A 10,781-nucleotide genomic window follows, 5' to 3' on the forward strand; every position below is an offset into this window, starting at 1 on the left:
CAGTTTGGGCTTCTTAAAGACTCTACTGTTTCAGCTTCGGATCGAGAGCATCTCTGAGTCCATCGCCCAGGAAGTTACATGCCAGCACTGCCATCATGATGGTAACACCCGGGAAGAATACAAGGTACGGGAAGTCACGCATGAACTCCTGTCCTTCTGTAAGGATAGCGCCCCATTCCGGTTCCGGAGGCTGAACGCCCAGGCCGATAAAGCTCATGGAGGCCGCCGTCAGGATAACACCGCCCAGTGCCAGAGTTGCCTGTACAATGATGGGTCCCATGGCGTTGGGGATAATGTGACGCATGATGATACGGGCCGTGGACGTACCGCCGCACTGCGCCGCTTCAATGAATTCCGAACCCTTGATTGTCAGCACGGAAGACCGGACAATCATTGCAAACTGAGGTATCATGGAAACCATGATGGCCAGAAGCAGGTTCATAACACCGGTACCAAGGGCGGATACGACACAGATGGCGAACAGCGTGGAAGGAATAGCCATCAGCATATCCATAAAACGCATAACCACAATATCAATCTTGCCGCCGTAGTAACCGGAAATCGCTCCGATTGCGCCGCCGATAAACATCGCTCCGGCTACGGAGACAAAACCGATAAACAGGGAGATACGCGCACCGTAAATAATTCTGTAAAGCAGGTCGCGTCCATAAGCATCCGTTCCAAACCAGTGGGCCAGGCTCGGTCCCTGCAGCTTATTCTTCAGATCATGTAAAATAATTTTATTATAGTCGACCGTGAATCCGATTCCAATCGAGGCTACAATCATGGCAACAATGATAACCAGACCGATGACGGCCAGTTTATTCTTTGTCAGACGATGCCATATCATGCCAAGCTGTGAATTTTTTTTCGCAGTCTGTATTTCCAACGTTGTGCTTCCCATGATGCCACCCCCCTACTTTGCGTATTGTGCCTTGATTCGTGGATCCACATAAGCGTAAATCACATCCACAATCAGATTGACAAGTCCGAACATTACTGCCAAAAGCAGCGTACATGCCATAACGGCCGGAACATCCTTAGAACGGATGGACATAATCAGAAGCTGGCCGATACCGGACATTCCGAATACGGACTCCGTGATAACGGAACCGCCCAGCATACCGCCGAAGTTAACGCCGACAACCGTGATTAACGGAATCAGTGCGTTTGGAAGGCAGTGGTGGAAAATAATTCTGCTCTTTTCCGCGCCTTTTGCATATGCCGTTGTGACGTAGTCCTGGCGGATTACTTCCAGCATCGTGGAACGCGTCATTCGAAGCAGTGTTGCAAATGTGGATGCCGAACTGGTAATCGCCGGCAGGATAAAGTGTGCAAAGGAATCTGAACCGAACGACGGAAGGATTCCAAGCTTTGCTGAAAAGAGAATAATCAGCATAAGGCCCAGCCAAAACGGCGGCATGGAAATGAATCCAAGTCCCAGCACGGTTGTCAGGCTGTCAATCCAGGAATACTGCTTTACGGCTGAAAGGATTCCAAGAGGAAGACCGATTGCCGTTGCAAAGAGAACACTCAGAACTGCAAGTTTTGCGGTGGTTGGAAAACGTCTTATAATTTCTTCCACTACCGGCATGCCTGTTCTGTAAGAAACACCAAAATTCCCTGTTAATACATCGCCCATATACCTTAAATAACGCATAATGAACGGATCATTTAATCCCATCTGCTCGTTTAAAGCGGCTATTGATTCGGCAGTCGCTTTCTCCCCCAGAATCAGACGGGCCGGATTACCTGGCATAAAGCTCATGATTGAGAAAATAATAAATGAAATGCCGACGATAACCGGTATCATCAAAAGAAGTCTTTTTGCAATATATTTATGCATACCCCGCTCCTATCTCGAACTGTATTACTGTCCACTCCGTGACCAGTAACCAAACTACTCCTGATTTCATTCGTCCCGCCTCCGGTAAAGCTGAATTTCGGAAGGCGGGACAAAATCATCATTCAATTATGTAACGTTCGTAAGGAATCTTATTATTCCCAGCTGAATTCGTAAATGTTATAGAAGGACCATGGGTTAACCGTAACGCCCTTCAGGTTCTTATTGGTAGCAATATTCTTTGTTCCGCTTAAAGTAGGAATCATAGGAAGATCCTCGCTCAGCTTAATGAGAAGTTTCTCATACAGAGCGGCTCTTTCCGTCTCATCCAGCGTTACACGCGCTTCGTCCAGATACTGGTCGGCAAGCGGATCGGAATATTTGCTGTAGTTGCGGACATCCATCTGGCTGGAGTGAATACCGGAGTAAAGCGCCTCATCAATCGTAGGAGCCGTAAAGGTTCCGCCGTCAACCATAATGTTTGAATCGCCGTTTAAGCAGGCGTCGTCATATGCAGAACGTTCCATCTGGGAAACATTGGCTTTCAGGCCGATCTCTGCAAGAGAGTTCTGTAAAACCTGAGCATATTTGGAAGCTTTTGTATCGTAAACGATGATGGAGATCTCCTGGCTTCCGTCTACGCCGGCCTCTGCGAATAATGCTTTCGCTTTCTCAAGGTCATAAGGATATTTTACAACTTTATCTGTGTATCCAAGGTACTTCTCATTTGCGAAAGTATCCATGATTGTTCCGTTTCCATCCAGAATACCGTATAACATGGATTCTTTATCTGTAGCATAAGCCAGGGCCTGACGAGCTTTGATGTTGTCAAACGGAGCTTTGTCACAGTTGATGGTAATGTAGTTAAGGCCGAATGTATCGCCCATATGAAGCTCTAACTTATCATTTTCCTGGATACGTTTAAAGCTTGTCGGCTGTACGTCAACGTATGCATCGATATCGCCGGATTCAAGGCTCAGCACTGCGGAGTTCGGGTCTGTGATAACACGGTATTCCACGTGTTTAATCGGAACCTCGCCCATGTGGTAATTTTCGTTGGCCTCAAGAACAACCTTCTCTCCTGCCTTCCAGTCCGCCACTTTATAAGGAGCTGTCGTTACAGGATTCTTCTTGAATGCATCCTCGCCCATGGACTCAAAAGCTGTCTTGCTGAAGATACCGGCTGTCGGAAGCGCCATTGCGAATAAGAACTCGGGATACGGTCCGTCCAGGATAACTTTTACATGGCTGTCGTCCACTTTCTCAACGCCTGTTACACGTGCAAAGCTTGGAACTGCCATCGGCATCGTCATACCGCGCTGCAGTGAGAAAACAACGTCGTCAATCGACATATCTGTTCCGTCTGTGAATTTAACGCCCGACTTGATGGCAAATGTATATTCCCTTCCGTCTTCAGAAAGCTCCCAGGATTCTGCCAGACACGGTTTAATCTCATAAGTTTCATTGTCCATACGAACGAGCGGATCATAAACGCACATGTTGATACGCATACCGTTGTCGTTTAAGTTGTCGTGTGTATCAAAGTTCGGTGTATCGCCATAATGTCCGATTACCAGTGTGTCTTTTACTTCGCCGCCTGTGCTTGCGCCGCCTGCGGGCTGTGTGCCTGAATTTCCTGAGCTTGCCGCATTACCGCCGCATCCCGCCAGAGAAACTGTCATTGCTGCTGCTAAAACAACTGCCAGTATTTTTTTCATAAAATTCCCTCCTGTATTTTACTTGGAAAAATCAAACCAGCTGTCCACGGCCTGTGGCTGCAGGTATTCGCATGTTACAGACTCCAGTTCAAAGAATTCCTGATATGGATCCACTGCCTTGTATGCCTCGTATGGTCCGTCCCAGTCTTTGCGGCGTTCTTTATATGCATGATGTCCTTCCAGGGACTCATATTCAAATAACATAACAAACAGCCCGTTGGGATTTCCGTCCCTGTCCGTCTTTCTGAAATACTTTGCGCTTACCCATTCCGGGAACAGTTCTTTTTTGTTCTTCTTAACAAATTCAAACCAGTCCTTGATGATTTTGTCGTAAGCTTCTAAATCAATATCCTTTTTCAGTCTCCATGTTTCGTACTCTAAAAAACGCATAATATAACCCCTCCTTATTTTTTATCCGTATCCAGCCAGCGCTCCGGCTCAATCGGCTGCCAATATGTACATGTGGTCTCGTCGTAATTAAAATAGTGATAATACGGATCCACCAGTTTATATGGAGCATACGGCCCCTTATAATTTCTGCGCTTCTTGTATGTGTGATGTCCTTCCAGCGACTCATACTCGAATACCATAATGTAACGGCCGGAGGGAACTCCCTCGATGTCTGTCTCTTTATAGTATTTGGCGCTAATCCACTCCTGGAACAGCTCTTCCTTGTGATCGTGGAGGAACTGGAACCAGTCACGGAGCATCTGGTCGTACTCTTCCACATTGATCCCGTCTTTTAATTTCCATGTCTCATATTCGTAAAATCTCATTGTAACCTTCCCTTTCATTCATAAAAACAATCCGTAAACAGTTCCGCCTGCCTGTATACCGCCTCTCAGCCAATGGCTCAATCGCAGTAACACTTCTTATTCAGAACTTCCTGCATCATGTACACTCCCGTATTAATATCAAATACAGGAATCTTAAACTCCCTGGTAATCTCTGCCCCAAACACGGCCAGGTTACTGCACTCGAGGAGTACCGCTCCCAGAGCCCCGCATGACTCCTTCAGATGCTTAACCCCATTCAGTACATCTCTTTTCATCTTTTCGTAATCCTGCTTTGCCGTTCCTTCAATTACCACTTCTTTAAAATGAGGTTCATTCTGCATTCCGTAGACTGCGATTCCATCCATGTTCCCGACTCCGGCCGCTCTTAAATGGTGCTCCCCCAGAAGCGCCGAGTGGCCCGTCAGGATTCCGATGGACTGTTCCCCGAATATCATCATCCGTGCAAACGGAAGAAACAAAAGGCTGGAAGATATCACCGGAATTCCGACCGAATCTGCTATCTGCCGCTGGTAGAGGGCCATCAGTCCGCAATCCCCTGCTATCGCGGATACATTCTTTCGTTCCAGCTCTTTTGCAGCTTCACAAAGTCTCTTACACGCATCGGGTGAACCCTCTATCAGGTCCCTGTAACTGCCTTCCACAATGCCGTATTCAACAGGAAAATCAAACGTTCCGGGAAAACCGGGATCCCCTTTCAGTCTGTCGCCGGCCGTGGCGAATAAAAGAATTCCTACCGACATCTTCCTCCCCTTTCTTCATAAATCATTGGTTTAACCGTCTTCATCAGAACAATTCGCTGAGTGCCCCTGATGTAAACTGTTCCACTTCAAAGTGGTATCCTTCCGGACCGGTAAAGAAAAATGATTTAAGATCCAAATCCTTTACCTGCTTGATATCGGAAAGTCCGTCCACTCCTTCACATCCTTTGAGAGCTTCATGAACCTCCTCAATATTGCCGACGGTAAGGCTAATCAGCACGCTGTCCGTGGAGGTAACCTGAATGGAACCGCTCTTGTTGTCAACAGCTCCTAAAAATGCTTTATCACGGAGCCGGTATACTACTGCCCAACCAGGATCGTAAGCCTTTTCCAGCCCCAGAACCTCTTCAAAAAATGGTTTTGCAGCTTCTAAATCGTTAAAATATAAAAACGTGATGTTTGACGTAAGCTGAAGTTTGGCCATTCTTTTACTCCTCTTTCATAAATTCATTCTGTTAAATCATTTCTTATAATCAGGCTCTCTGCCGATTTCTTTAATGATTTCTTTCATAGCGGCGATCATGGTGTCGATATCCTTCTCATTATTGAAGTACTGGCAGGAGATTCTGAAACCGCCGATATAATCGGTAAATCTCTGTGCGATAAAAATCCTCTGTGCGTGAAGTTTTTTAAGAATCATTCTGTCAACATCGAGGTCGTCATATAATCTTGCGATTACGATTCCGCCGAAATGTCCCGGATCTCTGTGTGTAATAAGTGTACCACCGATCTCCTCAATTTTGTCCATGCAATATGTAGCAATTTCACGAATCCGTTTCTCAATGTTCTCGATTCCAATCTCATTGACAAGAGCCAGGGATTCACCTAAAGCGATTGCTCCCGTGTAGTTGGAAGTTCCGCCGATTTCAAACTTTCTGGCCGTTTCATCAAATGTCCAGGCATTTACCGACGGTGCTGCCGGATTCTCCCAGTATGCACCCCATCCGCCTTCCGGAACGGTTGTGTTTAAATAGCCCGCATAAGACTGTTTAATCTTTGGAAGCGCTTCCTTGTTTACATAGAGAACGCCGGTTCCGTATGGGGAGTTCAGCCATTTGTGGCCGCCCGCCGTCAGGATGTCGACATGGCATTCTTTTGTATCAATCTTTGTAACGCCCAACTGCTGAACGGCATCTACTACAAGGAAAATACCTTTCTCTTTACAGAACTCGCCAAGTTCTTTCAAATCTGTCTGCCATCCGTTACACCACTCCAGAGTGGACATAACAATCAGTTTTGTCTTCTCATCTACAAGAGCTGCGAAATCCTTTGCTGTGAAACGATTGTCATCTGTTTTGCAGACACGAATATCGATGTTCTTGTCTTTTCTCATAACACACCAGGGAAGAGCTACCTGGATAAACTCCAGATTTGTTGTGATGATGTTATCACCATCCTGCAGTTCAATACCCTGTGCAGCGATATTAAGACCGTGGGAAGTACTCTCAACAAGAGCAATTTCTTCCGGATCCGCATTCAGCAGCTTTGCGGCTTCTTCGTAAGCTTTATGCCTGAGTGAATCCATCGCGATATGGTGAGCGCTGGAGTTTGCCTCTTCCTGTGTAGCCGTCATTTCCGCAAATGCCTTTACTGCCTTCACGGTACGCTGAGGAGCAAAACTCACACATGCTGCATCTAAAAATGTCATTGTTTCAAGTACCGGCCACTCCTCTTTACGTATCTTTTCAAAATCAATATTCATTTCAATAATCCTCCTTGCATACATTTCCGTTAAAGCTGTCCCAAGACCTTTTCCGTACGTATACATTCATGCATGTTTGTATATTTGTATAGTAACAGTTTTCTGTTTACTTGTCAATTGCTTTGCTTTATTTTAATAATAACTTTTCATTTATACTTTATACTGCATGTTACAAAATATTTTATAGAAAACTTTCATAATTATGTAGTTTTTTTATTCTTTTAAGTTATCTTGCAGAAATTATTTCAAATACAATCTGATAATTCCTGTCCTAATTTCGAGATATATTTAATTTTCAATACAATTTCTTCACCTATCCAAGGGACATAAATCGACATTTTATAAAATAAATATAATAGTGCTCCTTATGGGTTCCACCTGTATAAGAGCAGGTCTCCGTCATCCATAAAAGCAGAATTTAAAAACGCACAGAAGCGGAATCCCTCCCGCTCTGTGCGCTCTGTCTTTTATATTCTATTCTCTCAGAAGCAGATGAACATACTTCCGAATCAGCTTTTTATCGATTCCTATGGCAATCTCTCTCGGTATATCCTGGATATAAACACCGTCCAATGCATAGAACATCAGGAAAGCCAGTTCATTCTCCGATATATCATCCAGTTTATTATTTCTGTTCTTAATACGCCTGATAGGCTCCAGAAAATAACTGTACTGACGCTTCTTATCCTCCAGCATTCTCTCTCTCAGCTCAGAAAACTCGTCATGTCCCTGGACATAAGCCATCGTCTTCCTGGCAAACCGGAAGTCATCCGTCATACAGTTCGGCAGCCACATAAGTTCGACCAGAATTTCCTCGTCCTTAAGGCCGTCATTGTGAGCGATATTCTTTACCACCACATTATGGATACGGTTCAACGTCTCAATGACCGTATTCTCAAAAATCTCATATTTGTTTTTAAAATGCCAATATGCCGCCCCCCTGGTAACCTGGGCTAGCTGACAAATCTGCTCAAGTGACGTCCGGTCGTAACCATTCTCTAAAAAAAGATGAAATGCCGCTTCAAGCAGATTCTGCTTTGTAAGCTCTGCATCTTCTTTCGTTTTTCTCATGAAAAAGCAATCCCCCTCGATCGTTTTATTTTACAAACATACAGCATATATGATACGAAAGTCTGGTCTTACAAAGGCATATTCTTTTTTTCGGTCTGACGTTATTGGGCTATGTTTTAAAAATACTTAAACCTTTGGTAACACTTACATACTATCATGATCTTATCTTTATGTCAAATTAAACTCTTCCCTCAGAAAGAGAAGCATCTTCTGCGCCGCCAGGGAGACGTAGCTTCCCTGTAACAGGGCGACCCAGAAGCCAAACGGCGCTCCGCAGCGCTCATCAATCAAAAAGTATTCCCGGTCCTTTAAAGCGGCCGAAATCTGCTTTTCGGGCAGAATCACCGTGGCGTAATCCGCCTGTGCCAGTGCATCCAATGTGCTGAGATTGCGCGACACCTGCTTGATCTGGGGTATAATTCCGGCCTTTGCAAAAATCTGTTCCGTTACCATGCGGCTCCTCTGCCTGTCCGGTGTCAATGCCACCGGCTCCATCTCCAAAAACCGGATATCCAGATAGGAGCGTTCAGAACCGGCGCCGGCCTCCTTATCCCTGTAGACGAATTTCCGGTAATCACTGTCTCTGCGCGGCACAATCACCATTTGATCGTGTATCAGTTCAAAGCTTTCCAGGCCGGGTGTAAGGATCGGAGGATGTAAGATGCCCACGTCGATCTCTCCTGCGGCCAGCATCTCCTCTATCTTGTCACTGGCCGCTTCCTCCAGAATAATGTCGATATAGGGACACTGCTGCCGGAACCTCGGCAGAAAATGCGGAAGGACATGCGCCGCCTGGGCGCCGGTAAAACCAAGTTTCACTTCCCCCCGCTCCGCATGGGCGATATCTTCAATCTCCTTCTTCATCTGCTGCTCTTCGTATAGCATCTTGTTTACAAACTCCAAGAACCGCTGTCCTTCCGCCGTCAGCGACACGCCTGCCGCCGTTCTGACGAACACAGGTGTGCCAAGCTCCCGCTCCACCTTCTGGACACACTGGCTGAGCGCCGGCTGTGCAACGAAAAGTTTGGCTGCTGCTTTGGTCATATTTTTTTCAGCGGATATCCGGCTGATATAGTACATGTCTTTTAATGTCATAATTTTTCCTTTTGATATAAAACGGTTTCACTTATCATACAGCAAAAAGCTATAATAATATTTATAACTTCAAGGCAAAATCAGCTGCTCTTTGTTTTTTTTCTTCATCCATAAAGGCCGAACCATAACCGCTGTCATGCTCTGCAAGCATTCCAATATAGAAAAGTTGAGAGTGCCTGCAATACCGGCGCATACCGATTTCCCATAAGTCTGCTCCCTTTTCAGGAGGATATCCGCAGGTTACAACCAATGCCACTTTCTTCCCTTTCCACAAAGCAGGGCCTTTCTCCGCGCCATAATATTTATTCATGCCATAGACAAAGCGATCCAGAAGTGATTTCATCGGCGGTGTGCAATACCATGAATAAATCGGCGTAGCCAGTACTATCAAGTCACAGATTAGAACACGTTCGAAAATATCATATGCATCGTCATGAATACAGCATCCAAAAGATGACCAGTCCGTTTGACACCTCCGGCAAGCCGTACATGGCGCAATCTTTTTGTCATAGAGCCATATTATTTCACAAGTATGTCCCATTCTCTGCAGCTGATTACAAAACGGCTCCAGTAAAGCGGCTGTATTTCCTTTTTTTCTTGGACTCCCCATCAAAATACATACTTTCATAGGTACAATCTCCTGGCGTTATTTTACATGATTATACCATATCCCCGCTCCTGTTTCTATCGTTTCTATCCTATCCTTTTCCTCCAGAAAAACTGCACTGCCGGAATGGATGCAAACATGGTAGTTTCCGGTACTTCCGTGGAAACAGAGCCTACATTTCGCTTATGTGGAAGGTTTTCAATCGCCAACTTCCTGATCTTTGCGAGCCCGTAAAAGTAGCTTTTCAAAGAAATGCCATTCTCTTCACACCACTGCTGGTTTGAAAGCCCACTGTCGCGGCATCGGTGAATGACTTCCAGCCATTTCTGAATATTGATTTGTGTCTTTGCTGATAATTCTTCCATGACATACCTGCGTGTTTTAGATTTTTAAGAACAGACTCTAAAACTCTAAGACTAATTATCACGGATTATGGCAGGAAAAGAAATACACTATGTTATTTGACGCTTACCTTTTTAGACACGTTTTAGACATTTAGTTTCGGCTAGAATCGCTACTTTCGGCTGCTTTCCAAAAACACAAAAAAAGCGGAAATCCCTGTAACCACAAGGTTTTCCGCTTTTTTTCATTCATGAGGCATCGGGGATTCGAACCCCGGACAACTTGATTAAAAGTCAAGTGCTCTACCGACTGAGCTAATACCCCATTGGTATTAAACCAAAGTGCCCAGAGCCGGAATCGAACCAGCGACACGAGGATTTTCAGTCCTCTGCTCTACCAACTGAGCTATCTGGGCTTGTCCTTTTTAGCACTTTGATGTGAAGCCGGGACTTTTGGTCCTTCACTTACGTCATTCGCCGTATATAGACAAAATGCCAAAAACGTTCAAGAGTGCAAACACTCTTGCCAGTTTTCGGCAGCTTATCTACGCACATCTCATTGCAAAAAAATTGCGGGGGCAGGATTTGAACCTACGACCTTCGGGTTATGAGCCCGACGAGCTTCCAGACTGCTCCACCCCGCGCTAATTATTACATATTCTATTATATACAATAAGTGTGAAAAATACAACACCTATTTAATGGATGGAGGTGGATTCGAACCACCGAAGCGTGTCGCAACAGATTTACAGTCTGCCCCCTTTGGCCACTCGGGAACCCATCCAAAAAAATATAAGAGCCGATGATCGGACTCGAACCGATAACCTGCTGATTACAAATCAGCTGCTC

General features: G+C 45.3%; 12 protein-coding genes and 4 tRNA genes. All 16 read right to left on the bottom strand.

The genetic code is table 11. The features are described 5' to 3' along the window. Window positions 1-22 precede the first annotated feature (22 nt). Window positions 23-904 (bottom strand): ABC transporter permease, encoded by an 882-nt coding sequence (locus QZT18_RS08395; protein ID WP_294146561.1) that lies wholly within the window; start codon window positions 902-904, stop codon window positions 23-25. Between the two features lie 12 nt (window positions 905-916). Then, window positions 917-1,846 (bottom strand): ABC transporter permease, encoded by a 930-nt coding sequence (locus QZT18_RS08400; protein WP_294146563.1) that lies wholly within the window; start codon window positions 1,844-1,846, stop codon window positions 917-919. Between the two features lie 152 nt (window positions 1,847-1,998). Beyond that, window positions 1,999-3,561 (bottom strand): ABC transporter substrate-binding protein, encoded by a 1,563-nt coding sequence (locus QZT18_RS08405; RefSeq protein WP_294146565.1) that lies wholly within the window; start codon window positions 3,559-3,561, stop codon window positions 1,999-2,001. Between the two features lie 18 nt (window positions 3,562-3,579). Continuing rightward, entirely contained in the window at window positions 3,580-3,951 is a 372-nt protein-coding gene (locus QZT18_RS08410; RefSeq protein WP_294146568.1) for a hypothetical protein, read from the bottom strand. A 14-nt stretch (window positions 3,952-3,965) separates the two neighbouring features. Then, on the bottom strand, window positions 3,966-4,337 hold the full coding sequence (locus tag QZT18_RS08415; RefSeq protein ID WP_294146570.1) for a hypothetical protein: 372 nt from the start codon (window positions 4,335-4,337) through the stop codon (window positions 3,966-3,968). A gap of 77 nt (window positions 4,338-4,414) precedes the next feature. Further along, window positions 4,415-5,098, bottom strand: a complete 684-nt coding sequence (locus tag QZT18_RS08420) for an aspartate/glutamate racemase family protein (RefSeq protein WP_294146572.1) — start codon at window positions 5,096-5,098, stop codon at window positions 4,415-4,417. Window positions 5,099-5,141: 43 nt separating this feature from the next. After that, the gene (locus tag QZT18_RS08425; RefSeq protein ID WP_227032802.1) at window positions 5,142-5,540 is read right to left on the bottom strand and encodes a VOC family protein; all 399 of its coding nucleotides are present in this window, start codon (window positions 5,538-5,540) and stop codon (window positions 5,142-5,144) included. Between the two features lie 36 nt (window positions 5,541-5,576). After that, window positions 5,577-6,818: an aminotransferase class V-fold PLP-dependent enzyme gene (locus QZT18_RS08430; RefSeq protein WP_294146577.1), complete on the bottom strand. Its 1,242-nt coding sequence runs from the start codon at window positions 6,816-6,818 to the stop codon at window positions 5,577-5,579. Window positions 6,819-7,292: 474 nt separating this feature from the next. After that, the gene (locus tag QZT18_RS08435) at window positions 7,293-7,889 is read right to left on the bottom strand and encodes a TetR/AcrR family transcriptional regulator (protein ID WP_227032800.1); all 597 of its coding nucleotides are present in this window, start codon (window positions 7,887-7,889) and stop codon (window positions 7,293-7,295) included. A gap of 168 nt (window positions 7,890-8,057) precedes the next feature. Beyond that, entirely contained in the window at window positions 8,058-8,984 is a 927-nt protein-coding gene (locus tag QZT18_RS08440) for a LysR family transcriptional regulator (RefSeq protein WP_294146580.1), read from the bottom strand. 61 nt (window positions 8,985-9,045) lie between these two features. Beyond that, window positions 9,046-9,612, bottom strand: coding sequence for a flavodoxin family protein (locus tag QZT18_RS08445; protein ID WP_294146582.1), 567 nt, complete (start codon window positions 9,610-9,612; stop codon window positions 9,046-9,048). 65 nt (window positions 9,613-9,677) lie between these two features. Continuing rightward, window positions 9,678-9,956, bottom strand: a complete 279-nt coding sequence (locus QZT18_RS08450) for an IS66 family insertion sequence element accessory protein TnpA (protein WP_294146586.1) — start codon at window positions 9,954-9,956, stop codon at window positions 9,678-9,680. Window positions 9,957-10,184: 228 nt separating this feature from the next. After that, window positions 10,185-10,257, bottom strand: a tRNA-Lys gene (locus tag QZT18_RS08455). 18 nt (window positions 10,258-10,275) lie between these two features. Continuing rightward, a tRNA-Phe gene (locus QZT18_RS08460) sits at window positions 10,276-10,348 on the bottom strand. A gap of 154 nt (window positions 10,349-10,502) precedes the next feature. After that, window positions 10,503-10,576: transfer RNA gene (locus tag QZT18_RS08465), tRNA-Met, on the bottom strand. 58 nt (window positions 10,577-10,634) lie between these two features. After that, window positions 10,635-10,716: transfer RNA gene (locus tag QZT18_RS08470), tRNA-Tyr, on the bottom strand. Between the last annotated feature and the right edge of the window lie 65 nt (window positions 10,717-10,781).

Origin of the sequence: uncultured Clostridium sp. (assembly GCF_900547735.1) — a bacterium.
Lineage (GTDB): Bacteria > Bacillota > Clostridia > Lachnospirales > Lachnospiraceae > Otoolea.